Below are 25,709 nucleotides of genomic sequence, written 5' to 3'. Positions count from 1 at the left end.
TGACGAGAAGCTGCATGCGAAAGGTACCTCGATGAGTGAGTTCAGCGTTCCCGCACAATTCTCCGTCCCCGAGAGCGCCAACTGTACCGACATCATCTTCGGTATCGCCGAGCGAGAACCCGACAAAACGGTGTTCCGCCGCAAAGAGGGGCCGCAATGGGTGCCGGTCCGCGCAGGTGATGCCGCCGCGCAGATCACCGCTCTGGCCAAGGGCCTGATCGCCGAGGGCGTCGGCCCCGGCGATCGCGTCGCGATCCTCTCCCGTACCCGCCCGGAATGGACCCTGATCGATTTCGCCATCTGGTCGGCCGGTGCGGTGCCGGTTCCGATCTACGATTCGTCGTCGGGACCGCAGATCGAATGGATCATGCGGGACTCCGGAGCCAGTGCGATCGTGCTCGAGGATGCCGGCCATCGGGCCATCTTCGACGGGATCGAGAACCTCGAGGGCATCAAGGTCTTCCAGATCGACGGCGCAGACGGAGAGGCCGGTGCCATCGCGGCCCTCGAGGCCGCCGGGGCCGACATCCACGACGACGAGGTGACGAAGCGACGCGCGACGGTCACCGCGGCCGACCCGGCCACCCTGATCTACACCTCGGGCACCACGGGCCGGCCCAAAGGATGCATGCTCAGCCACAGCAACCTGCTCTCCGAGACCTACGGGGTACTCGAGGGCAACATGCGCACGCTGCTCGGCCCCGACAAGCGACTGCTGATGTTCCTCCCGATGGCGCACGTACTCGCACGGGCCATCAACCTGGTCGCCCTCGAGGCGGGCGTGGAGATCGGTTACACCAGCGACATCCCCAACCTGGTGCCGGAGTTCGCCGTGTTCCGGCCGTCACTGATCCTGTCCGTCCCCCGGGTCTTCGAGAAGGTCTACAACAGTGCCCGGCAGAAGGCACACGACGACGGCAAGGGCCGCATCTTCGACGCCGCCGCCGACGCGGCCGTCGAATACTCACAGGCGCTCGAGCGCGGCGGTGCCGGGCTGGTCCTCAAGGCCAAGCACGCGGTGTTCGACAAGCTGGTCTACGGCAAGCTGCGCGCGGCGCTGGGCGGCGAGTGTGAGCTCGCCATCTCGGGCGGCGCACCGCTCGGCCCCCGACTGGGACACTTCTTCTCCGGTGTCGGCATCCCCGTCTACGAGGGCTACGGCCTCACCGAGACGACCGCGGCCTTCAGCGTGAACACACCCGGCGAGGTGCGGGTCGGGACAGTCGGAAAACCGTTGGCCGGCAACAGCGTACGGGTCGCCGAAGACGGCGAGGTGATGCTCAAGGGTGGCGTCGTGTTCGGCGGCTATTGGCAGAATCCGGACGCCACCGCCGCCGCGATCGAAGACGGCTGGTTCCACACCGGCGACCTCGGGAACGTCGACGGCGATGGATTCCTCACGATCACCGGCCGGAAGAAGGAGCTCATCGTGACCGCCGGGGGCAAGAACGTGTCCCCGGCCGGACTCGAGGATGTCATCCGATCCAGCGCGCTCATCTCCCAGGCGCTCGTCATCGGAGACGCGAAACCCTTCATCGCAGCGCTCATCACGATCGATCCGGAGGCCTTCCCCGCGTGGAAGGAGCGCCACCACAAGCCCGCGTCGGCGAGCGTCGCCGATCTCGCGGGCGACGACGACCTGCGGGCCGAGGTCCAGGCCGCCGTCGACGACGCGAACAAGACCGTCTCGCACGCGGAAGCGATCAAGAAGTTCCGCATCCTCCCGGACGATTTCACGGAGCAGACCGGGGAGATGACCCCGACCCTGAAGGTGAAGCGCAACGTGGTGGTCCAGAAGTTCGCCGACGACATCGACGCGATCTACACCCGCTGAGACACCCGGACGCTCAGAGCAGCTGGCGCAGTCGAGCCGCGATCGATCGCCACTCCCAGGTGTCGACGGCGTGCTCGCGACCCCGCGCGCCCATCTCGGACGCCGTCCCCGGATCGGCGAGAATCGCCGTGATCGCGAAGGCGACCGCGTCGACATCGGTGCCGTCGACGACGGTCCCGGTGACGCCCTCGACGACCGTCTCGGGCGCCCCGCCCGACTGACCCGCGACCACCGGGACCCCGGTCGCCGATGCCTCGAGGTAGACGATGCCGAGTCCCTCGACATCCAACCCGCGTCCTCGCGTCCGGGCCGGCATCGCGAACACATCGGCGATGTTGTGATAGGCGGGCAGATCCGCGGAGGGCACCGAACCGGTGAACACGACGTGCTCGGCCATACCGTTCTGCGCCACCAGCTCGCGCAGGGTCTCCGCGTAGGGACCCCCGCCCACGATGACCAGCGCCACGTCGCCGATCTCCCGCCGGATCAACGGCAGCGCACGGATCAACGCGTCCTGTCCCTTGCGCGGCACCAGCCGGGACAGGCAGAGCACCGTCGGGCGCTCACCGAGCCCGAGCTGCTCGCGAATCCGCTGACGTGCCTGCGGGTCCGGGGCGAACCGGCCGGTGTCCACACCGGGCGGCAGATACTCCAGGGCGGCCCGTGCGCCGAACGCCGCCGCGAACCGGCCACGCGTGTACCGACTCACGAAGGTGACGACATCGACGTTGCGCCCGATGAAGGTCAGCACCTGGCGCGCGACGGGCAACATCGACCATCCGACCTCGTGGCCGTGGGTGCTCGCGACGACCCGTTCGGCCCCGGCCCGCCGCATCGCCGGAGCGAGGACCGCCAACGGCGCGGCCGCACCGAACCAGACCGTCGAGATGCCGTGGGTACGGATGATCTTCGAGGCCCGGCGGGCGACGAACGGCGTGGGCAACATCAGCGTGGTGGGATGCCGCACCACCGTGTAGGGAACCGTCGCATCGAATTTCTCGTGGCCACGCCACCGCGGTGCGTAGACGACCACCTCGTCCGGCGGCAGGAGGTCGACCAGGTTCTGCAGGTACGACTGGATGCCACCGGGTCGGGGCGGGAAGTCGTTGGTGATCAACAGGGTTCGTCGCATCAATCGACCTGTTCGTTCAACCATCGCCGCCACGAGGCGACGAACTCGGCGCGCGACATACCCAGGACCGCACGGATCGCGACGTCCTGACGCTTCACGTCGTCGGTGGCGGCGACACCCACATAGAGCTCCTTCAGCTTCTTCTCGCCGAAACGTGCGGCCACGAACGCGGCAACCGACCACGCGGCCTGGTACGCCACCAGCGCCTGATCCGAGTCCACCGCGAACTCCCGGTCGGTCGGCAGCCCCGTGGGACCCTCACCGGCCCGCACGGCAGCGGCCAGATCGGGAGCAGCGTCCTCGAGGCGGACATAGGTGTCCTTCCGTCCGACGTACTCGGGAACGCCCTCGGTGATCCACAACGGGGCTCCCGGTGAGGTCACCACGCGCGCGGCCACGTGCGTCAGCTCATGCCGCAGCACCACTCCCAGCGCAGGCTCCGCGAGGTCTCCCGCGTTCGGGGTCAGGATGATGCGCTGCCCGGCGGCCGCATGGGCGCCGGTGTCGATCCGGCTGAACACGGTGGCCGCCGCCGCGCCGGCGATGTCGGTGGACGCGCTCTGGGCCAGATCGCTGAACTCGGACGGGCGCCCGGTGACCACCACCGCCGCGCGTCGCGGCCAGTCGGAGCCCCAGAAGTCGGTGACGGCGGCCGTCGCGCCCGGGAGCAGCCGGCGAACGCGATCGACCACGGTCTCCGTGCCGGGGTAGGACGCGACCACCGATTCCCCACCGGCGGTCGCGACGTCATCGGCCGCTACGCCGGGGAGTTCCCACAGCTGGGTCGGCATGGCGGCGGCCCCGATCGCCGACGCATCGCCGACGATCTTCCAGGCATCCCCGTACCGCGCCATCACGAACTGGGATGAGACCACCACCTCCGGTTCGTCGAGCCCCGGCTTCGCCGCACCTCCCAGTGCGTAGTGCAGTTCCACCGGCGCCACCCAGGAGTCCGAACTCCCCTGGGCGTCGAGTCGCGCCTGCAACTCGGGGGGCACCAGGGTCTCGGCCTCCTCCGTGGGCGCCAGGACGTAGCGAAGGGCCTTCAACTGCAAGGCTTCTCCCCGGGCCGGCGGTGCCGCGGACGACGGCGGAGGCGTGTGCGACGCGTCGCCGGAGGGCGAATCCGATCGCCGAGTGGGCGTGACGTCGAGGGCGGGCGACGAGGAGGGGCTCGACGAGCCACCCCGGAGTCCGGCGCCGGCGAGATCGGCGACCGATGTCTCGATCCGGGCGCGGAAGGCAGGCGACGCCGAAGCGTCGACGAGATCGGTGACACGGCTCCGGTCGCCGGCCAGCAGGCCCCTGCCGAGAGCATCGAGGGTCGCCTGCACCCCCGCCGTCCGTTGTTCCTCATAGACATTGGCCGGAGTGGTCGACGAACTGCTGCCCGATCCGGGCGCGGGAGTAACCGCCTCGCCGCACCCGGTCAGCACTGTCGCGACCACGAGCGCGGGCACGGCGACGGCCAGTAGTCTGCGCGGCCGACGCGGGCCACCCGGAGCGATCATCCGGACGCGCCCCTCACGGCACGCCACTCAGTACCGGCGAGCCGAGTCGAACGGTCCCGCCTCGTCGATCGGCACGACCTTCACAGGCACACCGAACGTGGAGGCATGGATCACATAGCCGTCGCCGACATACATGCCGACATGATGGGCATCCGAGTAATAGATGATCAGGTCACCCGGGCGCAGGTCATTACGATCGACCGACTGACCGGAACTGTTCTGCGCCTCACTGGAACGTGGCAGTGTCTTGCCCGCCTGCTCGTAGGCCCACACCATGAGACCCGAGCAGTCGAACGAATCGGGTCCGGTGGCACCCCACACATACGGATCACCGATCCGGCTCAGCGCGGCCTGCACCGCCACGAGTGCGGCGGACGTGCCCTTCGGGACGAACCGTGGGTCGAAGTCGAATTTCGGGCCACGGAGTGCCGCGAGCTGCTTGCCCGTCATGGACTCGTACACCGCGCGGATCTGCACCGCCTGCAGCTGCAGGTTCGCCTGTTTCGCCTGCAGCTCACCGCGAGTCTTCTCGGCAGCGGCAACCGCGGCGGTCGCCTCGGTCGCGGTCTGGTCCGCGGAAGCCTTCGCCGCCAACGTCTTCTGGCGCGCGTCTTTGAGCCCCTTCAGATCGGCGGCCGACTGCCGCGAGATCAGTTCCAGACCCGACATCTGATCGAGCAACGACTGGGGCGAATCGCTGACCAGCACGGCGTACAGGCGATTGACGCGGGCGCCCTTGTAGCTCGCGCGGACCACCGCGTCGACGCGGCCCTGGTAGCTCTCGAGACGCTTCTGCGTCACGACCAGCGTGCGGTCGGCGTCGGCAGACGCCCTTTTCGAGTCGGCCACGATGCGTCGCTGCTTGTCGTACTCGATCTGCGCGTTGTGCATCGCCTCCGCCGACTTCTCGGCGTCGTCGCTGAGCTTCTTGTATTGGGTGAGCAGCTGATTCGGCGACCGCACCGGTGCCGCCGAGGCGTCACCCGCGCCCGTCGCCGACGCGAACTGGCCGGAGGAGACGACGAGCGCCATCACCGCGGCGATGAGTATCACGGGCACGGACCGCGCCCGCGCGGTCCACCATCCGGTAACCACGGTTGTCACTTCTCCTCCGCCACTGTCCCCCCGATCACGTGACCCTGACGGCGACCGGATGGACCGATCCTGTCAGGCCAGGTGATTGGTTTGGGCGGATCACGCAATCCACGTGATCCGCCCAAACGAGTTCACATCCTCATCGGTGATCCGACGCTCAGTAACGCCGGATGCCGGTCACCGACCAGTCACCGACCTTGTCCTTCTTGACCGGCACTCCACTGGTCTCCGCATGGACGAAGGTTCCGTTGCCGATGTACATGCCGGCGTGGCTACCACCGTTGAAGATCAGCACGTCGCCGGGCTTGGCCGCCGCGATCGACGACACCGGGGTGCCGCCACCGAGCTGCCCGTAGCTGTCGCGCGGGATGGTCTTGCCCGCCTGCTTGTACGAGTAATAGACGAGACCCGAGCAGTCGAAGGCGTTCGGGCCGGCCGAACCGTAGACGTACGGCGCACCGATCTTGCTCTCCGCGACGCGCACGGCCTTCTGTGCTGCCGTCGGCTTCGCACCCAGGAAGCCGCCGTCGTCACCCTTGGGCTTGAACTGCTGCGGGATCTGGTTGTCGTTCAGACCGGGCACGGTGAAGGTACCCAGATTCGGAACCGAAACGCTCGCACCGGGCGACTGGGCCGCGGGAGTGGTCGGAGCTGCCTTGGGGGCAGGTGCCGCCTTGTGCTCCTGGAATTGCTGGGGGACCTGCTTGCTATCGACCCCAGGAAGTTCGAATGTGCCGACATTGGGCACGTGTATCGGCGCTGCGAGCGCCGGTCCCGCGACAGCGGCGAGCGAGCCGACAGTGATCGACCCTGCAACCACCGCGCGCTTGGCTACCTTGGTGCCGCGGTTGGGCTGTTCCAAACGATGTTTCGCCACGAAGCGACTTCTCCTTGCTCTCCCTTCGACCGCCGACCGGGTTAGCTGTCGGGTTCGGGCCGGAAGAATGGCCCTACACACGTGTCTCGACGACGTCGAAAACGTCGCCGGGCATGCGCGATTCACCCCGATTCGGATCACTCCGAAAACTTGATGGTTCCCCGGTTCGCCTGTGGCGATTGAGCGGTGACCGATCCAGACCACTCCTGTTGGAGCGGGACGCTCTGCAAAGGTCTCGGAAAGGTTACGAAATCTGATGCAGGTCTGTCCACCGACCCCTTCGGGCCCGAATCGGCGGGCGTGTTCAACCAGCGCGCAGAATCCGGAGTTGCCGGCCGGAAACCGCACCGCCAGCTGCGGTTTTCGCATTTCTTGCAGATACTGCAGCGGCACTGGAGACCATTGCAGCAGCCTCGAAAACACCGATGGCGGCGTCGATGTCAGCGTCGCCCGGCACCCCCGATCTCGTAACCTTTCCGCCACCTTCGACGGTGGGGTTTTCGCAGTTGGGGGCGTCGAACAGCACCTGCATCATGCAGCCGTCACAGGCGACGGGACGGCCCGGGCAGGACTGGCAGTCGATGTACATGTGTGATCTCCATCTCAATCGCGTGCTCTGGGTATGTCGACGGGCCGAAATCGCCTGACTCGGCACCGTGCGCCACACGTGATGGAGACTAGGGACGGCCACCGACAGATCCGGCGCCATCACCGGTCGAACTCAATTTTCCCGCCTGTCACATCAGAATCTGTCGCAACGTCGAACTAGTGTTCGGTGCGTGGTGCTCAGGGGGCAGGCGGACGGCGGACAACTCACCTTCGCCGATCTGGACGACAACGACGACGACGGATTCCGGCCCGATCGCTCACTGTTCGACACCACCCTCGTCGTCGTGGACCTCGAGACGACCGGTGGCAGTCCGACCGACGACGGGATCACCGAGATCGGCGCGGTGAAGATCCGCGGCGGTGAGGTCATCGGCGAGTTCGCGACGCTGGTGGATCCCGGACTGCCCATCCCCCCGCAGATCGTGACCCTCACCGGCATCACCGAGGCTATGGTCAGTGACGCGCCGATGATCGGCGCGGTACTGCCATCGTTCGTGGAATTCGCACGTGGCTCCATCCTGGTGGCACACAACGCACGATTCGACATGGGTTTCCTCCGACAGAACGCGGCGCGCCTGGGGATCGACTGGCCGTTCACCGTCAGCCTGTGCACGGTGACCATGGCCCGTCGCATCCTGACCCGCGACGAGGCCCCCACCGTCCGGTTGTCCGCTCTCGCCGATCTCTTCGATGTCTCGACGCGGCCCACCCACCGCGCCCTCGACGATGCGCGCGCGACGGTCGAGGTGTTCCATCGACTCCTCGAACGGGTCGGCAATCAGGGCGTCGACACCTACCGGGAATTGACCGCCTACCTGCCGCGCTCCGATCCCCGATTGCGCGTCAAACGCACCCTGGCACGGGACCTGCCGTCGCGGCCCGGTGTCTATCTCTTCCGCGGACCGTCGGACGAGGTGTTGTACGTGGGCACCGCCGTCGATCTCCGGCGCCGGGTGATGTCGTACTTCACCGGCAGCGACCCCCGCCGGCGTATCGGCGAGATGGTGAATCTGGCCACCCGGATCGATCACGTCGAATGCGCCCACGCCCTCGAGGCCGGCGTGCGTGAGCTCAGGCTGCTGGCCGCTCATGCGCCCGCCTACAACCGGCGGTCCACCCAGCCGCATCGCGGCTGGTGGATCGTGCTGACCGGCGAACGCTTCCCACGGCTGAAGGTCTCGCGGACCCCGACCGATGAGTCCATCGGCCCGATCGGCAACCGCACGACCGCGGCGACGATCGCCGACATGATCAGTAGATCCGCCGGATTGCGCAGCTGCACAACACGATTGGGTTCCGCATCGCACCACTGGTGTCGATCGGAGGCCGCGGGCGGCCCGCGCATCGGAGGGTGTCACGCGGCGTCGGAACGCCCACTCACCCTCCCCGATTACCTACCGCGGGCCTCGGCGGTGCGTGACCTGATGGCAGGCGATTGCGATCGCCTGCTGACCGACCTCACCGATCGGTTGACCCGACTCGCCGATGCGCAGATGTTCGAAAGTGCTGCGCGACAACGTGACCGGGTGTCCACAACCGTGGACGCGCTGGCCCGCTGCCAACGACTCGCGGCGCTGTGCGCGATCGGCGAACTGGTCGTGGCGCGCCCCGATCCCGATCGGGGATGGGAGATCGCCGTGATCCGGCACGGCCGGCTGGCCAGTGCCGGGGTCGCGCGCCGCGGCATCGCCCCGATGGCCGTCGTCGACTCGTTGACCGCATCCGCGGAGACGGTGGTCGCGACCGAGGGGCCGTTGCTCGGCGCCCCACCGGAAGAAGCCGGGCTGCTCTATCGCTGGGTCACCGAACCGGGCGCCCGGATCGTCTCCACGACGGAACCGTTCGCGCTGCCCGCGGCGAGCGCCGAGCGGTGGTTGCCGTGGTCGCAAACCGCGCATGCCGCCCGTGAGTCGCCCCGGCGCGCGGGCCGACTGCCCCTCGCCGCGCACCCGGCACCCCCAACACCCGCCGATCGGGCGGGGTGATGTGCACGGTCGGCGCGGGGCCGGAGCACTACTGTGGCACCCATGATCACCGCCATCGTCCTGATTCACGCCGACGTACATCAGATCCCGGAGACCGCGCAGGCCGTGGCCGACATCCCGGGCGTCTCGGAGGTCTATTCATGCGCCGGTGACGTCGATCTGATCGCCAAGATCAAGGTGCGTGACCACGAGCAGATCGCCGACGTCGTGACCGGGAAGATCAATCGACTGCCAGGGGTCAGCCACAGCGCGACCCACATCGCGTTCCGCAGCTATTCCAGTTCCGATGTCGAGGGCGGCTTCTCCATCGGCGAGGAATGATCTAGCTTGCTGCGGCGGCCAACTCCGCGGTGAGGCGACCCCAGCGGTCGAGCAACCGGGTCGCGTCGCCGCTGTCGAGCACCGCGGCGGCCCGCTCGGTGGCAGCACCCATCGCGTCGGTCAGTCCGGCCGTGGTCATCACCGCCTCCTGCTCGAAGGCGACGATCGCCCCCGCCGCGTTCAGGAGCACCGCGTCACGCACCGGCCCTCGCTCCCCGGCGAACAGCCCGCGGGCGATCGTCGCATTGGCGATGGCGTCACCCCCCTGCAGAGCGGAGAGTTCGACCCTTCCGATGCCGAGATCGGCCGGGTCGAGCGCGAGTCGATGTACCGCGCCGTCGACCACCTGCCACACGGTCGAGGTCGTCGTGGTGGTCAGTTCGTCGAGTCCGTCGTCGCCGCGGACGACGAGCACCGAACTCCCCCGATCGGCGAAGGCCTGCGCGAGGACCGGGGCGAGATCGGCGAACGCACATCCGATCAGCCCGCGCCGCGGCCGTGCCGGGTTGGTGAGGGGCCCGAGCACGTTGAAGACCGTCGGGATGCCGATCTGGCTGCGCGGCGGACCGGTGAACCGGAATGCGGGATGAAAGACCGGAGCGAAGCAGAACCCGATGCCGAGTTCGTCGACACAGCGGGCGACGTCGGCGGCCCCGAGGGAGATGTTGATGCCGAGTGCCTCGAGGACGTCGGCGCCGCCGCTCTTCGACGACGCCGCCCGGTTACCGTGCTTCACCACCGGAATCCCGGCCGCGGCGATGACGATCGACGTCATCGTGGAGATGTTGACGGTGTGCGAGCGGTCGCCCCCGGTGCCGACGACATCGACTGCGGGTCGCGGAACGTCCACCAGCGTGGCGTGATCGAGCATGGCCGCCGCCAGGCCGCGCAGTTCGGCCGGGGCCGCGCCCTTCATCTTCACACCCACACCGAAGGCCGCGATCTGTGCTCCCGTCGCCGCGTCGCTCATGATCTCGTTCATCGCCCAGGCTGCCTCGTCGACGGTCAGGTCGACGCCATCGGTGACGCGGCCCAGGATCTGTGGCCAGGTGAGGGACGTCGACGTGGTGCGGGAAGGCTCTGTGCTCACGGTGCAAAGGGTAGTGCGCGGCCACTCATCGGCGCGCCTCCGGTCGTTGGAGTACCTGCCATCGGAGCACCGTGCCACCGTGTCGGGCCCCGAGGCCGGCCATCCGCGACCGTTCCTGTGACAGGTGCATGGCGTCGAGTGTCTGGCGGCGCGCGAGCACCACGACGACGGTGTCGTCGGCGCCCCCGGCGACCGTCCGGCCGAGAGCATCGTCGTCGAGCCGTTGGTACCCGTCGAGCGCAGCCGTCGCGACGGCGTCGTCGGCCCGCGCGGCCGGCACCCGCAGCATGTGCCGCAACACGACGTCGTCGCCCGCCCGCCAGGCCGACTCGTCGAGCACTGCCGAGCTCGCCACCGTCTCGTCGTCGGACTCCGCCACCACGATCAGATCGGCGTCGTCGACACCCAGCGGCGCACCACCGGAACCGCGTCCCGACAACCGCTGCCGCATCCGTTCCCAGCGGCCCGCGCCCACCGGGTGTCCGTTCAGGTCCCAGCGCGCCGAATCCGATGGCCGAGAGGTGTTCCGATCGCCGTCCACACACCCAGCAAACCACGTCTGGAGACACGCCGACGAGGGCCTTCCCGGTGCCCCCACCTGGGTCGGGAGAAATAGTTCCGCCAATTTGGTGACCCAAGTGGTCACGGCTTACTACGAACCGTCATACTTCCTTTTGTGACTAGCGCTGTAGGTACCTCAGGAACAGCCATCACCTCGCGCGTGCACTCGCTGAACCGGCCCAACATGGTCAGCGTCGGCACCATCGTGTGGCTGTCCAGTGAGCTCATGTTCTTCGCTGGACTTTTTGCGATGTACTTCGTCGCGCGCGCCAACTCGTCGATCGGTTGGCCGCCCGAGCCCACGGAGTTGAACCTCACCCTCGCGATCCCGGTGACGACCGTCCTGATCCTGTCGTCGGTGACCTGCCAGATGGGCGTGTTCGCCGCCGAACGAGGTGACGTCTTCGGGCTGCGCCGGTGGTACATCCTGACGTTCCTGATGGGCGCCTTTTTCGTCTGCGGCCAGGGATACGAGTACTACCACCTGGTCGGTGAGGGCACCACGATCTCGTCGAGCGCATACGGTTCCGTCTTCTACATGGCGACCGGCTTCCACGGTCTTCATGTCATCGGCGGGCTCGTCGCCTTCATCTTCCTGCTGATCCGCACCAAGCTGTCGAAGTTCACGCCCGCGCAGGCCACCGCGGCCATCGTCGTGTCGTACTACTGGCACTTCGTCGACATCGTCTGGATCGGCCTCTTCGTCACCATCTACTTCATCAGGTAGCAGCCTCCGGGCCAGCCCCTGCAACAGCAACAGTCCGTCCGCTTAGTAGAGAGTCACAGATGAGTTCATCTCCACCGCGACCGTCGGATAGCGACGACGTGGACGCCGGCCACAACACCGATACGGCCGGCGTCGCGTCGGCCGGACGCTCGGCATCCGCAGCCACCTCGGCGCGCAAGGCGAAGTCACGACGCAAGCTGCGCCGTCGGGCCAGCGGCACCCTTCTGCTCCTCGTCGGTCTGGTGACCGCCGGGGTTCTCGCATCGGTACTGACCCCCAAGCCCCAGGTCGCGGTCGCCGACGAGTCGAACGCGGCGCTGATCAGCGACGGCAAGAAGCTCTACGAGACGTCCTGCATCACCTGCCATGGCGCAAACCTGCAGGGTGTCCAGGATCGTGGACCGGCACTGCTCGGTGTCGGCGATGCCGCCGTCTACTTCCAGGTGTCGACCGGCCGCATGCCTGCCGCACGCGGCGAGGCCCAGGCGATCCGCAAGCCACCGAAGTTCACCAAGGCGCAGATCGACCAGCTCGGCGCGTACGTCCAGTCGGAGGGTGGCGGACCGCAGGTCATCTACGAGCGCAACCCCGACGGCTCGGTGAAGATGAAGGACGGACTGCCCGTCCTCGCCCAGGAGTCGTTGCGCGGCAAGAACCTGGGTCGCGGCAGTGAGCTCTTCCGGCTGAACTGCGCGTCCTGCCACAACTTCACCGGCCGCGGCGGCGCACTGTCGTCGGGCAAGTTCGCACCGACGCTCGACGGGGTGGAAGAACAGCAGATCTACACGGCCATGCTCACCGGACCGCAGAACATGCCCAAGTTCTCCAACCGTCAGCTGTCGGTGGAGGAGAAGAAGGACATCATCGGCTTCGTCAAGTACGTCACCGAGTCCAAGCCGCAGGGCGGCCTCGGGATCGGCGGCTTCGGCCCGGTCAGCGAGGGCATGGTGATGTGGGTTGTCGGAGTTGTGGCGATCGTTGCCGCCGCAATGTGGATGGGATCACGAACATGAGTGCAACCGGCGGAAACGACCCGTCGCAGGACGAGCTCGACCAGATGAGCAAAGAAGAGCTGGTCAAACTCGGTACCAATCTCGACGGCGTGGAGATCATCCACCGCGCCGAGCGGTTCCCGGAGCCGGGCACCGGCGTCGAGAAGCGTGCCGAGCGCCAGGTCGCCGCCTGGTTCACCCTGGCCGGCATCTCGGCTCTCGCCTGCTTCATCATCTTCATCTGGAATCACTGGGAGTTCGCGCTCCCCGACTCGGTCGACTATTGGCGCTACACGCTCAACACCCCGCTGCTCGGCGTGACCTTCGGGCTCTCTGTGTTGTCGATCGGCGTCGGCATGGTGCTGTTCACCAAGAAGTTCATCCCCGCCGAGATCTCGGTGCAGGATCGCCACGACGGCGGCTCCTCCGAGGTCGACAAAAAGACGATCGGCGCGGAGTTCAACGATTCGCTGACCACCTCGACGCTCCCGCGTCGCAAGATGATCATCGGGTCGGCCCTGTTCGGGCTCGGTGCGTTCGCCTTCACCGGTCTGGTCGCCGGCCTCGGCGGGATCATCAAGAACCCGTGGGCACAGGGCGACAAGGCTCCGTTGTGGCACACCGGCTGGTCGCCGATCTACAACCCGGCGAACGATCCGAACGAGACGGTGTTCCTGCGGCGCGACACCGGTAACCCGTACCAGGTCGCCCTGGTGCGCCCGGAGGACCTCGACTCCGGCGGCATGGAGACCGTCTTCCCGTGGCGCGTGTCCGACGGCTACGGCGAGACCGAGGAATCCCGCCACAAGCTGGTCGAGGGCCTGCGGTACGTGAGCAATCCGGTCATGCTGATCCGCCTCCGCCCCGAGGACGCGGCCCGGGCCATCAAGCGCAAGGGTCAGGAGAGCTTCAACTACGGCGACTATTTCGCCTACACCAAGGTGTGCAGCCACCTCGGCTGCCCGACCTCGCTCTTCGAGCAGCGGACCAACCGCATCCTCTGCCCCTGCCACCAGTCGCAGTTCGACGCCCTGGAGTACGCGAAGCCGGTCTTCGGTCCGGCCGCGCGCGCCCTGGCGCAGCTGCCGATCACGGTGAACAATCAGGGATACATGGTCGCCGCAGGCGACTACATCGAACCTGTCGGACCGGCATTCTGGGAGCGTAGATCATGACCATCGCCGACCGTCTCGCGACGCAGGCCGAAGGCGTCGACTCGCGCTACCACCTGTCGCCGGGTATCCGTCGTCAGATCAACAAGGTGTTCCCCACCCACTGGTCGTTCCTGCTGGGTGAGATCGCGCTCTACAGCTTCATCATCCTGCTGGTCTCCGGTGTCTACCTGACCTTCTTCTTCGATCCGTCGATGCAGGAGGTCGTCTACAACGGCGCCTATCAGCCGCTCAACGGCGTGATGATGACCCGCGCCTACGAGACCACCCTGAACATCTCGTTCGAGGTACGCGGTGGCCTGTTCGTGCGGCAGATCCACCACTGGGCGGCCCTGCTGTTCGCGGCGTCGATCATCGTGCACATGGCCCGCATCTTCTTCACCGGCGCGTTCCGGCGTCCGCGTGAGGCCAACTGGATCATCGGCTCCCTGCTGCTTGTCCTGGCGATGTTCGAGGGCTTCTTCGGCTACTCGCTCCCCGACGACCTGCTCTCGGGAACCGGCGTCCGCGCCGCGATGAGCGGCATCGTCCTCGGCATCCCGTTGGTCGGCACCTGGATTCACTGGGCGCTCTTCGGCGGACAGTTCCCGGGCGACATCATCATCCCGCGCCTCTACGTGATGCACATCCTGCTCTTCCCGGGCATCATCCTGGCGTTGATCGGCGCCCACCTGGCGTTGGTCTGGTACCAGAAGCACACCCAGTTCCCCGGCCCGGGCCGCACCGAGAAGAATGTCGTCGGCGTGCGCATCCTGCCCGTGTTCGCGGTCAAGTCGGGTGCTTTCTTCGCCATCACCACCGGCGTGCTGGCAATGATGGCCGGCATCTTCCAGATCAACCCGGTGTGGGTCCTCGGCCCGTACAACCCGGCACACGTCTCGGCGGGTTCGCAGCCCGACATCTACATGATGTGGACCGACGGGTTGGCCCGTCTGATGCCTGCGTGGGAGCTCTATCTCGGCAGATACACCATCCCGGCAATCTTCTGGGTGGTCGTGATCATCACGATCATCTTCGGCCTGATGTTCTCGTATCCATGGATCGAGAAACGGTTGACCGGCGACGATGCGCATCACAACCTGCTGCAGCGTCCCCGCGACGTACCGGTCCGAACCGCGATCGGCGCGATGGCGTTGTCGTTCTACATCATCCTGACGCTGTCCTGTATGAACGACATCATCGCGCTCAAGTTCCACATCTCGCTGAACGCGACAACGTGGATGGGACGTATCGGGCTCATCGTCGTACCGCCGATCGCATATTTCATCGCCTACCGCTGGGCCCTCGCGCTGCAGCGCAGCGACCGCGAGGTGCTGGCCCATGGCATCGAGACCGGCATCATCAGGCGACTGCCGCAGGGTGAGTACATCGAGTTGCATCAGCCGCTCGGCCCGGTCGACGACCACGGCCATCCGATCCCGCTCCCCTACGAGGGCGCGGCGCTCCCGAAACGGATGAACAAACTGGGTTCCGCAGGCGCACCCGGCACCGGATCGATCCTCCTCGAGGATCCGCCGGAGCAGCAGACGCGCAACGTGGAACTCGAGCACGAAACGGAGAAGGCCGAGAAGCAGGCTCTGCGCGAGCTCCAGGCCAAGGGCGGCGACGCTCTGGACTGATCGGCTCAGGCTTCACCGGACCACGAATCGGCCGCCGTCGCGATTGCGACGGCGGCCGATTCGTCGATGCTCGGGCAGTAGCCCCGACATGACTAGGATCGAGATGATGAGATCACCTCGACGATCACGATCACGACCACGATCCCGATTCCGCTGGGACTCTTCCGGTTTACGACAGATCACCCGAGGGCTCGGCACGCTCGACGCCGAGATCTTCGAGACCGTCGCGCGATCGGACTCCCCTGCCCTGGACGCCACGATGCGCCCACTCTCGCGCGCGGCCGACCATTCCACACTGTGGTTCGCCATCGCAGGCGGGTTGGCGCTGAGCGGCCGACCCACCGCTCAGCGGGCGGCAGCCCGCGGCGTCGCCACGCTCGCGGTCACCAGCCTGCTCACCAATCAGGTCGCCAAGCGGATCCGCGCTCGTCCGCGACCGACACCGACCACCGTTCCCCTGCAGCGGCGCGGGCATCGGCTACCCACCTCGAACTCACTGCCCTCCGGCCACTCTGCGAGCGCGGCCGCATTCGCGCTCGGGACGGGCATCGAGAACGCGCCGGCGGGCCTCGTGCTCGGCGGCCTGGCCGGCCTGGTCGGTCTGTCGCGGGTGGCCACGGGTGCCCACTATCCCGGCGATGTCCTGGCCGGATTCGGGATCGGTGCGTCCGTCGCGGTCATCGGCGCCCGCCTCGTCCCGCCCATCACCGAGCACAGCGTCGCCGTGCCGGCCGCCAGTCGCGACCTCGCTCCCCCACGCCCCCGCGGCAACGGCGTGGTGGCGGTGGTGAACCCGTCGTCGGGATCGGGTGACGGCCGGTCGGTCGTCGATGCGATGCGCAGCGAACTCCCGGACGCGGAGATCATCGAACTCGGCCCCGACGACGACGTCGAGGCGCTGCTCCGTGACGCCGCTGGTCGCGCCGAGGTCCTCGCGGTCGGCGGCGGTGACGGCACGGTGGCGGCGGCCGCACGGGTCGCCCTGGACACCGGGTTGCCCCTCGCAGTCTTCCCGGCAGGCACCTACAACCACTTCGCGAAGGACCTCGGCATCACGACGGTCGCGGACACCGTCGCCTCGCTGGCGGCGGGCGACGTGATGCGGGTCGACGTGGCGATGCTCAACGACGACCACGTCATCCTGAACACGGCGAGTATCGGGGCATACCCGCATTTCGTGCGCACCCGTGGCCGACTGCAACACCGGTGGAGTCGCCCGTTCGCGACGGCGGTCGCCCTCACGGCGACGTTGAGACGGACGCGTCCGGTGCGGATCCGCGTCGACGGCACGGTGATCGAGACGTCGCTGTTCCTGCTGGGCAACTCGCTGTATCAGCCGTCCGGCTTTGCACCGTCACGACGGGTACGCCTCGACGACGGTCTCCTCGACGTCCGCATCCTCGAGGTCGGCCATCGATTCGCAGTCATGCGCCTCCTCGGATCGCTGGTGGCCGGCCGGCTCGAGCGATCCCCGCTCTTCCACGAGATGCAGGTGCCCGAATTCTCGTTCTCGGCAGTCGACGGCCCGGTCGTCGTCGCTCACGATGGCGAGATCGGTGAGTCGTTCCAGGACGCCACCTTCCGGGTCGCATACCGTGCCCTGCCCGTCTACGCCCCGCGCCGACGCGACTGACCTCACGGCGGGCACCGGTCCACGAACAACATCAGGTCCACCAAAGCAATCGGCCACATCCCCGACTGGAGGATGTGGCCGATTGCCCAAGAGCAGTGCTGTCAGTGCTTCTCCGGACCGATGTGGTACTCGAACACGAGACCGGCAGCGGTACCGATGATCACGACTGCGGCGAAGATGGCGAACCAGAAGTTGCCCGTCGCGAACCCGATGGCGAACATCGCCGCCCCGGAAGCAAGCAGGATCGGCCACCAGGAGTGCGGGCTGAAGAAACCGAGTTCTCCTGCGCCGTCCTCGATCTCGGCATCCTCATAGTCCTCGGGACGGATCTCGACGCGTCGGGCGACGAACCTGAAGTACGTCCCGGCGATCAGGGTCAGACCACCGGTGAAGAACATCGCGGTCACACCGGCCCACTCCACGCCCTTGCTGGAGAAGGCCGTGCTGATCGTGTAGGCGATGCCGGCGATGAAAAAGAATCCGGTCAGTAGTTCGAAGATCCTGGCTTCGATTTTCATCCGTTGGCTCCCACCGTGCAGCCCTGCAGGGACGTGTTGGAGGCGTCACCCAGATCCTTCGGAGTGTCGCCGTTGGTCGCGCGACGCGTGTTGAACGGAACCGTCGTGACCGACCTGGGCACCTCGCAGATCGATTCGAGGGCCTGGGCATTGGTCGCGGTCGGATTCTGCTCGCGATAATGGATGTATGAGTCGAACTTCTGCGGACTGACCGCACGGACCTCGAAGTTCATCATCGAGTGATACGTACCGCACATCTCCGCACAACGACCCACGAACGCACCGGAGCGGTCGATGCTCTGGATCTGGAAGACACTGTCAGTGTGGTTCTGCTTCGGGAACGGCAAGACGTCCCGCTTGAACAGGAACTCCGGCACCCAGAAAGAGTGGATGACGTCGGCCGATGCGATCTCGAACTCGATGCGCTTGCCCGTCGGTAAGACCAGGATCGGGATCTCCGTCGACGAGCCGACGGTCTCGATCTTGTTGAACTTCAGGTAATCGCGGATGTCGTCGTCGCGACCGCCCGCCGGTCCCTGGATCGGATGCTCTTCACCGTCTTCGGTCCGCATGTTGCGGGTCTGCAGTTCGAAAGGGCTCGCCGCGCGTTCGAAACCGTTGTACGTATTGCCGTCGGTGAAGGTGACGTCGCGGTAGCCGAACTTCCAGTTCCACTGGAACGCGGTGACATCGACGATGACCTTCGGATCGGATGTCTTCTTCTCGACATCGTTCTGGACGACGACGGTGAAGTAGAACAGCACCGCGATGATGACGAACGGAACCGCCGTGTAGCTGAGCTCCAGCGGCACGTTGTAGGCCGTCTGACGGGGGAACTCGTCCTTACCGGCCTTGTGCCGGTGAAAGGTGATGGTCCAGAAGATCAGTCCCCAGACGATGATGCCCATGACGAGCGCGGCGATGACCGACCAGGTCCACAGATCGCCCATCTTCTTGGCCTCGGGGGTGATACCCGCCGGCCAACCGAATCGCATCGCGGTTCGGGCATCACAGCCCGACATGAGCAGCGCACCGATACCGAGTGCGACGACTGCCCCGATCTGCTTGATCGTTCGCGATGCGGATCGGGCTTCTTTCGCCCGCGGCCGTCCACCGTGTGCCAATTTCACGCCTTCCCGCTCGCTCGGTTCCGGCACGTCGTGCCGACCGAGTTGCCATGCCACATGACCCGCACAGGGCTGTCCTCGCCTGCACCGGGAGTGCTCACACCCAGCACTACAGCGATTCTCGCACCTAGTACTACGCAGCGTAGACCAACACGGCGAACCTTTCGTGATTGGGGTTTACCTTCGTGCGTCGAGACCGCCCGCGCGCGTTGTCATCACCCGTTCTCAGGCATACTCGACGCGTCGGGAGCACGTGTAGTCGTCGATAAGTGAGGCCTTTCTGGTGTGTGGTTTGCTCGGTCTGTTGACCTCGGACGGTTCGGCGGCCGACGCCGTCGACCTGGTGTCCACCGCATCCCACTGCATGCGCCATCGCGGCCCCGACGAGCCGGGTACCTGGCACGACGATGATCTGGTGCTGGGGTTCAACCGGTTGTCGATCATCGACATCGAGCACTCGCACCAGCCGCTACGCTGGGGCCCCCCGGAACAGCCGGACCGGTACGCGATGGTGTTCAACGGCGAGATCTACAACTACCTGGAGATCCGCGAGGAACTGCGACGGGACTCCGACGCCCGGTTCGCCACCGAGGGCGACGGCGAGGCCATCGTCGCGGCGTTCCACCACTGGGGGCCCGACTCGGTGCGGCGGTTGCGCGGGATGTTCGCCTTCGCCATCTGGGACACCGTCGAGAAGTCGCTGTTCCTCGCGCGCGACCCCTTCGGCATCAAGCCGATGTTCATCGCGACCGGACCGGGCGGCACCGCCTTCGGCAGTGAGAAGAAGAGCCTTCTCGAGCTGATCGGCCGACTCGGCCTCGGGGACGAACTCGACCCGCGCGCCATCGAGCACTACACGGTGCTGCAGTACGTTCCCGAGCCCGAGACCCTGCACGCCGCGATCCGCCGGCTGGAGTCCGGTTGCCACGCGACCGTGCGTGCCGGTCAGGCACCACAGGTGCAGCGCTATTTCACACCCCGGTTCGGAGTGCGGCCGGTCACCGACGCCACCCGTCAGAAACGCTACGACGAGATCGCCGAGGTGTTGTCGGACTCCGTGGCCAAGCACATGCGTGCCGATGTGACGGTCGGATCGTTCCTGTCCGGCGGCATCGACTCGACGGCAATCGCCGCGCTGGCCATCCGGCACAACCCCGACCTCATCACCTTCACCACCGGCTTCGAGCGACAGGGGTATTCCGAGGTCGACGTCGCCGTCGAGTCGGCCGAGGCGATCGGTGCCCGCCACATCGTCAAGGTGGTGAGCCCGCGCGAGTTCATCGACGCGATCCCGGAAATCGTCTGGTACCTGGACGATCCGGTGGCCGATCCGGCGCTGATCCCGCTTTACTTCGTGGCAGCCGAGGCCCGCAAGCATGTGAAGGTGGTGCTCTCCGGAGAAGGCGCCGACGAGCTGTTCGGCGGCTACACCATCTACAAGGAACCACTGTCGCTCGGCGCCTTCGACCGGTTGCCGAATGCATTGCGCCGCATCGCGGGACGGGTCTCCGACCGCATCCCCGAGGGCACGCGCGGCAAGAGCCTGCTGCATCGGGGGTCGTTGACGCTCGAGGAGCGCTACTACGGCAACGCGCGGAGCTTCGACGACGCACGGCTGCGCGCCGTGCTGCGCGATTACCGGCCGGAGTGGACCCACACCGACGTCACGGCACCGATCTATGCGATGTCGGAGGATCTGGACCCGGTCGCCAGGATGCAGCACATCGATCTGTTCACCTGGCTGCGCGGCGACATCCTGGTCAAGGCCGACAAGACGACGATGGCCAACTCACTGGAACTGCGCGTGCCATTCCTCGATCCCGAGGTCTTCCGGGTCGCGGAGACATTGCCATTCGACGAGAAGATCTCGCATGGCACCACGAAGTACGCGCTACGCCAGGCCCTCGAGCAGATCGTCCCGGCCCACGTCCTGCACCGCAAGAAGCTCGGCTTCCCGGTCCCGATCCGACATTGGCTGGCCGGCACCGAGATGTACGACTGGGCGCACGAGACGATCGAGCACTCACAGACCGATCACATCCTGAACAAGGAAGCGGTTGTCGCGATGCTGAACGAACACCGCGACGGTGTCGTCGACAACAGCCGACGACTGTGGACGCTGCTGATGTTCATGGTGTGGCACGGGATCTTCGTCGAGAAGTCGATCGTGCCCGCCATCACCGACCACCACTACCCCGTCCGGCTGTAGCGCCCGCAAGCCGCCCGCAACCCACCTCCCCCAACGCCACCAGCATGGAGGCCGAGAGCAACACAGAATTCGTCGAGAGCAACCAGCCACGAGTCGATTTGGTCGACATCGACAAAACCCTGGTTGCTCTCGACGAATTCTGGGTTGCTCTCGGCGCGAATCCGCCGGCGCGAGAGGTGCTCGGCGCGAAGCCGCCGGCGCGAAAGGCGCTCGGCGCGAAGCCGGCGGCGTCGTGGACCTAGAGCTGCGCCGCGATCTCCGTGGATGCCGCATCGCCGTAGGCGTCGGCAAGTCGCTTGAGGGCCAGGTCGCGGTCCCAGGTCCAGTCCTGGGTCGAGACGGTCTCGAGGACCAACACGGCGACCATCGATCCGACCTGTGCGGCGCGCTCGAAGTCGAGTCCCTTGCCGAGTGCGGTCAGGAAGCCGGCACGGAAGCCGTCGCCGACGCCGGTCGGGTCGACCTTCTCGGTCTCCGGTACCACGCCGACGTGGGTCCGGGCACCGTCCTTGCCGACGATCTCGACGCCATCCTTGCCGAGCGTGGTGACCCGGACCCCGACCATGTCGGCGACCTGAGCCTCCGACAGACCGGTCTTCTGACGAAGCAGGCCCCATTCGTACTCGTTGGTGAACAGATAGGCGGCGCCGTCGATGAGAGCGCGGGCCTGTTCGCCGTCGAGCCGTGCAAGCTGCTGGGACGGATCGGCCGCGAACGGGATGCCCAGGGCCCGGCATTCGTCGGTGTGCCGCACCATCGCGTCCGGATCGTCCGCCCCGACCAGGACCAACTCGGGGGTGCCCACCTGCTCCACGACCTCCGACAGGGCGATCTCGCGGGCCTCGCTCATGGCGCCTGCGTAGAACGTCGCGAGCTGCGCCATCGTCTGATCGGTGGTGCACATGAACCGCGCGGTGTGCTTGGTGTCCGACACCCGGACCGCACGACAGTCGACTCCGTGCGACTCGAGCCAGCGGCGATAGTCGTCGAAGTCGGCGCCGACCGCGCCGACGAGGGACGGACTGCCACCAAGCTCACCCATCGCGTAACAGATGTTGCCGCCGACGCCGCCGCGTCGGACGACCAGATCCTCGACGAGGAAGCTCAGCGAGATGTGTTCGAGATGGTCTCCGAGCAGCTGCTCGGAGAACTTCCCGGGGAAGGTCATCAGATGGTCGGTTGCGATGGAGCCACAGACAACGATTGCCACGTGCGGATGCCCTTCGGTTTTCGGGAGCTGGACAGCAATCCACGCTACTCAGGTCGCCGAGACGACACTGACCGCACCCCCGGAACGGGGATGCGGTCAGTGTCGAAAGGGGTCTGGACTCAGTTGAACGAGTCGCCGCAGGCACAGCTGCCGGTGGCGTTCGGGTTGTCGATGGTGAAACCCTGCTTCTCGATCGTGTCCACGAAGTCGATGGTCGCGCCGCCGACGTAGGGTGCGCTCATCCGGTCCACTGCGAGAGTGACGCCGCCGAAATCGTCGGTGAGGTCACCGTCGAGGCTGCGATCGTCGAAAAAGAGCTGGTAACGCAGGCCCGCGCAACCGCCGGGCTGAACCGCGATCCGCAACGAAAGGTCCTCGCGGCCCTCCTGGTCGAGCAGCGCCTTCGCTTTGGTGGCAGCCGCGTCGGACAGAATGACACCGGTCGTGGTGGTGGCGGTTCCGGATTCGTTCTGAACGGTCATCGATGCTCCTGTGTGTCTCGGGTCGGGATCTCCTCGGGCGGCCGCGTCCACAGACCGGCGGCACGCCGATTCGGCCACGTGCTCATCACAACGGTACCCCGTCCCCGTCTATTCCTGCCGATCCACGCACACGGACCCGCCACCTCGCGCGGTCACTCCGCGACACGGGCGCCGATCGCGGGCTGCCGGGCACCCCGCTGCCGGCGCGCGACGATCACCGAGTCCAGCGTGAACACGACGAGTGCCAGCCAGACGATTGCGAACCCGATCCAGCGTTCCGGCGGCATCGGTTCGTCGAGCACCCACACACCGATGATCAGCTGCATGGTCGGCGTGATGAACTGCGCGATCCCGAGAACGGTCAGGGGGACGCGCCGGGCCCCGGCCGCGAACAACATCAGCGGCGCCGCAGTGACCACGCCGGCCAGGGCGAGCAGCACGGCATGCCCGGGCCCCGCGGAACCCATCGTCAGGCCGGTGGTCAGGCCGACGACGACGAGCTGCCCGATCGCGAGCGGCGCCAGCCACAGCGATTCCAGCGTCAGCCCGCTCGTCACGTCCACCGAGGCCCCGATGTGCTTCTTGACCAGTCCGTACAGCCCGAACGAGAACGCCACGCCGAGCGCCAGCCACGGAAACGACCCGTAGCCCACGACGATCACCAGCGTCGCCGACACGGCCAGCCCCACGGCCAGCCATTGCATGGGCCGCAGCCGCTCGCGCAACACGACGACCCCGAGCAGGACCGTGACGATCGGGTTGATGAAGTACCCGAGACTCATCTCGATCACGTGCCCGGTGAGGGTCGCGATCAGGAAGATCTGCCAGTTGAGATAGATCAGCAGGCCCGCCACTGCGGTCCAGACCACGAGGCGACGGTCGGCGAGTACCGCCCGCAGTCGCGGCCGGCCGCCGATGACCGGGACCAGCACCGCATAGAACACCAGGGACAGCAGAATCCGCCAGGCCACCACCTCCCACGGGCCCGTCGGTTCGAGCAGCACGAAATAGAGCGGCAGAAAGCCCCACAGTGCGTAGGCGCCCACCGCATACGCCGCGCCGGACATCTCGAGAGTGCGCCGCCCTCGCTCCTGCTGCCCGGTCACCGACCGTCACACACCGTGGACCCGCGTCGACTCGTAGTCACCGGCCCAGTCCGCCGCTGCCTGTTCGGCCAAGCGGGACAACTGGTTGGCGGCGTCGGTCATCGCCACCTCGACCGAACCCGCCACATCGACGATCGCGTATGCGGCCGCGATCCCGGCCGCCGCGATCTCCTCCGGCGGCAGAGCCACCTGACCGGCGAAGACGAGGGTCGGGACACCGGCACCGGCCGCCGACGCGGTGAGCGCGGCGACGACCTTGCCGCGCAGGGTCTGGGCGTCGAACTTGCCCTCTCCGGTGATCACCAGCTGCGATGACGCCACATCGGCGTCGCGTCCGGTCGCCTCGCCGACCACGGTGGCCCCGGAGACCCGGGTCCCGCCGAGCGCCAGCAGGGCGGCGCCGAGGCCACCCGCCGCGCCCGCGCCCGGCTCGTCGGAGACGTCACGTCCGGCCATCCCGGCCAGCACCCGCGACCACTGCGTCATCCGTTCTTCCAAGCGCAGCGCGGTAGCCGGATCCGCGCCCTTCTGCCGGCCGAACACCGCGACCGCGCCGAGCTCGCCGAGCAGGGGGTTCTCCACATCGGATGCGGCGACGAGCTCGACGCCGTCGAATATCCTGGTGGCCTCCCCGGGGCCGCCCAGCGCATCGATCAGGCCGCGTCCACCGTCATTGGTCGCCGATCCGCCGAGGCCGACGACGATCCGCCGGGCACCCGCGTCGAGGGCCTGCGCGACGAGGATCCCTACTCCCGCGGTGTCGGCCGCCAGGGCCGTACGCGGCGTGGGCCGACCACCGAGCTGGTGCAGCCCACACGCCTGCGCACACTCGATATACGCCGCCGGGTCGGGCCCACGATCGTCGAAGAGCCAGGTCGCGCTCACCGATGCACCCAGCGGACCGGGGACGTCCGCGGTCCGCACCGACCCGAACCGCGAGGCCAGGACGTCGACGAAGCCGGGCCCCCCGTCGGACTGCGGCGCCTTCCGCACCACGTCGGTCGGGCGCGTCGCCGACCATCCGCGAGCGATCGCCTCGGCCGCCGCCACCGCGGACAGCGTGTCCCCGAACGAGTCCGGCGCGATCAGGATCTGCATGTCGACCTCACCGATCCGTCATCTGCGGGCAGCGTGATCGTCCCATGGGCGAAGTATAGGGAGGTCGGAGAACCTCGGCAGCGCGGAATCACCTAGGCTCGAAGGTGTGAAGTTGCCATGGAAGTCAGATGACGACGCGACCGCTGAGGGCGCCGACACCGAGGTGTCCATCGCCGCTGACGACGAGTCGTCCACCAGCGCGAACAACGGCTCCAAGGGCACCGCGTACACGGCGGCCAAAGGCCGCGCGACGCCGTCCCGGCGAGAGGCCGAGGGTCGCCGCCGCGGTCCGGTCGCGCCCCCGCCGACCACGCGGTCCGAGGCCCGGGCGCGCAAGAAAGAGCTGAAGTCGAGCATGTCGCGCGAGGACAAGCGCAGGGTCTCCGACGATCGTCGCACCCAGCGCACCGAGCAGCGCGAGAAGATGATGGCGGGCGACGAGCGCTACCTCATGCCCCGCGACAAGGGACCCGCCAAACGGTTCACCCGCAACATCGTGGACTCCCGCCGCAACTTCGCCGGCCTGTTCATGCCCTTCGCGGTCGTGCTGATCGTGGTGATGTTCGTGCCGCAGATCGCCGTGTTCGCCAACATGCTGCTGTTGGTCTTCGTGGTCTTCATGGCGATCGACGCGTTCATCCTCGGCCGCCTGGTGAATCGGCGTGTACGCGAACGCTTCCCCGACGTCGATCCGTCGCAGACCGGGTTCCGCCTGGGCTGGTACGCGTTCACCCGCGCCATGCAGCTTCGCATGATGCGCGCTCCCAAACCGCAGGTGTCGCCGGGCGACGAGGTCTGATC

Annotated in this window: 24 protein-coding genes and 1 riboswitch; of the genes, 11 read left to right on the top strand and 13 right to left on the bottom strand. The window is 67.1% G+C overall.

Features of this window, described 5'->3' with window-relative positions:
* Nucleotides 1-31 precede the first annotated feature (31 nt).
* On the top strand, nt 32-1,834 hold the full coding sequence (locus ACPXCG_RS10930) for an AMP-dependent synthetase/ligase (protein ID WP_425791876.1): 1,803 nt from the start codon (nt 32-34) through the stop codon (nt 1,832-1,834).
* A 13-nt stretch (nt 1,835-1,847) separates the two neighbouring features.
* On the opposite strand, the gene ACPXCG_RS10925 is transcribed toward ACPXCG_RS10930, so the two are convergent.
* The 5 genes from ACPXCG_RS10925 to ACPXCG_RS10905 all read right to left on the bottom strand — a co-directional run bounded on the left by ACPXCG_RS10925 (nt 1,848) and on the right by ACPXCG_RS10905 (nt 7,038).
* Nucleotides 1,848-2,966, bottom strand: coding sequence for a glycosyltransferase family 4 protein (locus ACPXCG_RS10925; protein ID WP_425791874.1), 1,119 nt, complete (start codon nt 2,964-2,966; stop codon nt 1,848-1,850).
* Nucleotides 2,966-4,477: a hypothetical protein gene (locus tag ACPXCG_RS10920; protein ID WP_425791872.1), complete on the bottom strand. Its 1,512-nt coding sequence runs from the start codon at nt 4,475-4,477 to the stop codon at nt 2,966-2,968. Before ACPXCG_RS10920 ends, ACPXCG_RS10925 begins: the two co-directional genes overlap by 1 nt.
* 27 nt (nt 4,478-4,504) lie before the next feature.
* Complete coding sequence (locus ACPXCG_RS10915; protein WP_425792107.1) at nt 4,505-5,509, bottom strand: NlpC/P60 family protein; 1,005 nt, start codon at nt 5,507-5,509, stop codon at nt 4,505-4,507.
* Nucleotides 5,510-5,729: 220 nt separating this feature from the next.
* Entirely contained in the window at nt 5,730-6,449 is a 720-nt protein-coding gene (locus ACPXCG_RS10910) for a C40 family peptidase (RefSeq protein ID WP_425791870.1), read from the bottom strand.
* A gap of 14 nt (nt 6,450-6,463) precedes the next feature.
* A riboswitch (cyclic di-AMP (ydaO/yuaA leader) is annotated at nt 6,464-6,645 on the bottom strand.
* A 108-nt stretch (nt 6,646-6,753) separates the two neighbouring features.
* A complete protein-coding gene (locus ACPXCG_RS10905) occupies nt 6,754-7,038 on the bottom strand; it encodes a hypothetical protein (protein WP_425791868.1) in 285 nt (94 codons plus the stop codon).
* A gap of 190 nt (nt 7,039-7,228) precedes the next feature.
* Between ACPXCG_RS10905 and ACPXCG_RS10900 the strand changes: the two genes are divergently transcribed.
* Both ACPXCG_RS10900 and ACPXCG_RS10895 read left to right on the top strand, forming a co-directional pair.
* Nucleotides 7,229-9,043, top strand: coding sequence for a DEDD exonuclease domain-containing protein (locus tag ACPXCG_RS10900; RefSeq protein WP_425791866.1), 1,815 nt, complete (start codon nt 7,229-7,231; stop codon nt 9,041-9,043).
* Nucleotides 9,044-9,085: 42 nt separating this feature from the next.
* Nucleotides 9,086-9,364 (top strand): Lrp/AsnC family transcriptional regulator, encoded by a 279-nt coding sequence (locus ACPXCG_RS10895; protein ID WP_124706671.1) that lies wholly within the window; start codon nt 9,086-9,088, stop codon nt 9,362-9,364.
* 1 nt (nt 9,365) lies between these two features.
* Here the strand turns inward: ACPXCG_RS10895 and trpD are convergent, their stop codons facing one another.
* Nucleotides 9,366-10,454 carry an anthranilate phosphoribosyltransferase gene (trpD, locus tag ACPXCG_RS10890; RefSeq protein ID WP_425791864.1) on the bottom strand — a complete coding sequence of 363 codons (1,089 nt, stop codon included), beginning with the start codon at nt 10,452-10,454 and terminating at the stop codon, nt 9,366-9,368.
* A 25-nt stretch (nt 10,455-10,479) separates the two neighbouring features.
* Nucleotides 10,480-10,995 (bottom strand): hypothetical protein, encoded by a 516-nt coding sequence (locus ACPXCG_RS10885; protein ID WP_425791862.1) that lies wholly within the window; start codon nt 10,993-10,995, stop codon nt 10,480-10,482.
* A 135-nt stretch (nt 10,996-11,130) separates the two neighbouring features.
* Between ACPXCG_RS10885 and ACPXCG_RS10880 the strand changes: the two genes are divergently transcribed.
* The 5 genes from ACPXCG_RS10880 (at nt 11,131) to ACPXCG_RS10860 (ending at nt 17,158) form a co-directional block, all read left to right on the top strand.
* Nucleotides 11,131-11,742, top strand: coding sequence for a cytochrome c oxidase subunit 3 (locus ACPXCG_RS10880; RefSeq protein ID WP_425791860.1), 612 nt, complete (start codon nt 11,131-11,133; stop codon nt 11,740-11,742).
* 59 nt (nt 11,743-11,801) lie between these two features.
* On the top strand, nt 11,802-12,755 hold the full coding sequence (locus tag ACPXCG_RS10875; RefSeq protein WP_425791858.1) for a c-type cytochrome: 954 nt from the start codon (nt 11,802-11,804) through the stop codon (nt 12,753-12,755).
* Entirely contained in the window at nt 12,752-13,909 is a 1,158-nt protein-coding gene (locus ACPXCG_RS10870) for a ubiquinol-cytochrome c reductase iron-sulfur subunit (protein WP_425791856.1), read from the top strand. The genes ACPXCG_RS10875 and ACPXCG_RS10870 overlap by 4 nt, the downstream gene beginning before the upstream one ends.
* Entirely contained in the window at nt 13,906-15,525 is a 1,620-nt protein-coding gene (locus ACPXCG_RS10865) for a cytochrome b (RefSeq protein ID WP_425791854.1), read from the top strand. The genes ACPXCG_RS10870 and ACPXCG_RS10865 overlap by 4 nt, the downstream gene beginning before the upstream one ends.
* Nucleotides 15,526-15,631: 106 nt before the next feature.
* Nucleotides 15,632-17,158 carry a bifunctional phosphatase PAP2/diacylglycerol kinase family protein gene (locus ACPXCG_RS10860; protein WP_425791853.1) on the top strand — a complete coding sequence of 509 codons (1,527 nt, stop codon included), beginning with the start codon at nt 15,632-15,634 and terminating at the stop codon, nt 17,156-17,158.
* Between the two features lie 101 nt (nt 17,159-17,259).
* On the opposite strand, the gene ACPXCG_RS10855 is transcribed toward ACPXCG_RS10860, so the two are convergent.
* Nucleotides 17,260-17,676, bottom strand: coding sequence for a cytochrome c oxidase subunit 4 (locus ACPXCG_RS10855; protein ID WP_425791851.1), 417 nt, complete (start codon nt 17,674-17,676; stop codon nt 17,260-17,262).
* On the bottom strand, nt 17,673-18,746 hold the full coding sequence (locus ACPXCG_RS10850) for a cytochrome c oxidase subunit II (protein WP_425792106.1): 1,074 nt from the start codon (nt 18,744-18,746) through the stop codon (nt 17,673-17,675). The genes ACPXCG_RS10855 and ACPXCG_RS10850 overlap by 4 nt, the downstream gene beginning before the upstream one ends.
* Nucleotides 18,747-19,086: 340 nt before the next feature.
* Between ACPXCG_RS10850 and asnB the strand changes: the two genes are divergently transcribed.
* Complete coding sequence (gene asnB, locus ACPXCG_RS10845) at nt 19,087-21,012, top strand: asparagine synthase (glutamine-hydrolyzing) (protein WP_425791849.1); 1,926 nt, start codon at nt 19,087-19,089, stop codon at nt 21,010-21,012.
* Nucleotides 21,013-21,056: 44 nt separating this feature from the next.
* Nucleotides 21,057-21,254 (top strand): hypothetical protein, encoded by a 198-nt coding sequence (locus ACPXCG_RS10840; RefSeq protein WP_425791847.1) that lies wholly within the window; start codon nt 21,057-21,059, stop codon nt 21,252-21,254.
* On the opposite strand, the gene ACPXCG_RS10835 is transcribed toward ACPXCG_RS10840, so the two are convergent.
* From ACPXCG_RS10835 to ACPXCG_RS10820, 4 genes are all read right to left on the bottom strand, one after another.
* Entirely contained in the window at nt 21,251-22,222 is a 972-nt protein-coding gene (locus ACPXCG_RS10835) for a carbohydrate kinase family protein (RefSeq protein ID WP_425791845.1), read from the bottom strand. The two genes, ACPXCG_RS10840 and ACPXCG_RS10835, sit on opposite strands and share 4 nt — an antisense overlap.
* Before the next feature lie 119 nt (nt 22,223-22,341).
* The gene (locus ACPXCG_RS10830) at nt 22,342-22,704 is read right to left on the bottom strand and encodes a HesB/IscA family protein (RefSeq protein WP_425791843.1); all 363 of its coding nucleotides are present in this window, start codon (nt 22,702-22,704) and stop codon (nt 22,342-22,344) included.
* A gap of 152 nt (nt 22,705-22,856) precedes the next feature.
* Complete coding sequence (gene rarD, locus ACPXCG_RS10825) at nt 22,857-23,810, bottom strand: EamA family transporter RarD (protein ID WP_425791841.1); 954 nt, start codon at nt 23,808-23,810, stop codon at nt 22,857-22,859.
* Nucleotides 23,811-23,816: 6 nt separating this feature from the next.
* Complete coding sequence (locus ACPXCG_RS10820) at nt 23,817-24,908, bottom strand: glycerate kinase (protein ID WP_425791839.1); 1,092 nt, start codon at nt 24,906-24,908, stop codon at nt 23,817-23,819.
* Nucleotides 24,909-25,014: 106 nt separating this feature from the next.
* On the opposite strand from ACPXCG_RS10820, the gene ACPXCG_RS10815 reads away from it, so the two are divergent.
* Complete coding sequence (locus tag ACPXCG_RS10815) at nt 25,015-25,707, top strand: DUF3043 domain-containing protein (RefSeq protein WP_425791837.1); 693 nt, start codon at nt 25,015-25,017, stop codon at nt 25,705-25,707.
* Nucleotides 25,708-25,709 lie beyond the last annotated feature (2 nt).

The organism is Gordonia sp. DT218 (genome assembly GCF_049847105.1).
Lineage (GTDB): Bacteria > Actinomycetota > Actinomycetes > Mycobacteriales > Mycobacteriaceae > Gordonia.
This window is presented reverse-complemented; position numbering and strand designations above follow the sequence as displayed.

Excerpts from the sequence above, each read along its gene's own strand:
- ACPXCG_RS10830 (WP_425791843.1), bottom strand. The coding sequence starts at position 22,704 with ATGACCGTTCAGAACGAATCCGGAACCGCCACCACCACGACCGGTGTC.
- ACPXCG_RS10840 (WP_425791847.1), top strand. The coding sequence starts at position 21,057 with ATGGAGGCCGAGAGCAACACAGAATTCGTCGAGAGCAACCAGCCACGA.
- ACPXCG_RS10855 (WP_425791851.1), bottom strand. The coding sequence starts at position 17,676 with ATGAAAATCGAAGCCAGGATCTTCGAACTACTGACCGGATTCTTTTTC.
- ACPXCG_RS10915 (WP_425792107.1), bottom strand. The coding sequence starts at position 5,509 with ATGGCGCTCGTCGTCTCCTCCGGCCAGTTCGCGTCGGCGACGGGCGCG.
- ACPXCG_RS10930 (WP_425791876.1), top strand. The coding sequence starts at position 32 with ATGAGTGAGTTCAGCGTTCCCGCACAATTCTCCGTCCCCGAGAGCGCC.
- ACPXCG_RS10925 (WP_425791874.1), bottom strand. The coding sequence starts at position 2,966 with ATGCGACGAACCCTGTTGATCACCAACGACTTCCCGCCCCGACCCGGT.
- ACPXCG_RS10820 (WP_425791839.1), bottom strand. The coding sequence starts at position 24,908 with ATGCAGATCCTGATCGCGCCGGACTCGTTCGGGGACACGCTGTCCGCG.
- ACPXCG_RS10905 (WP_425791868.1), bottom strand. The coding sequence starts at position 7,038 with ATGTACATCGACTGCCAGTCCTGCCCGGGCCGTCCCGTCGCCTGTGAC.
- ACPXCG_RS10865 (WP_425791854.1), top strand. The coding sequence starts at position 13,906 with ATGACCATCGCCGACCGTCTCGCGACGCAGGCCGAAGGCGTCGACTCG.
- ACPXCG_RS10870 (WP_425791856.1), top strand. The coding sequence starts at position 12,752 with ATGAGTGCAACCGGCGGAAACGACCCGTCGCAGGACGAGCTCGACCAG.
- ACPXCG_RS10895 (WP_124706671.1), top strand. The coding sequence starts at position 9,086 with ATGATCACCGCCATCGTCCTGATTCACGCCGACGTACATCAGATCCCG.
- ACPXCG_RS10920 (WP_425791872.1), bottom strand. The coding sequence starts at position 4,477 with ATGATCGCTCCGGGTGGCCCGCGTCGGCCGCGCAGACTACTGGCCGTC.
- ACPXCG_RS10875 (WP_425791858.1), top strand. The coding sequence starts at position 11,802 with ATGAGTTCATCTCCACCGCGACCGTCGGATAGCGACGACGTGGACGCC.
- ACPXCG_RS10860 (WP_425791853.1), top strand. The coding sequence starts at position 15,632 with ATGAGATCACCTCGACGATCACGATCACGACCACGATCCCGATTCCGC.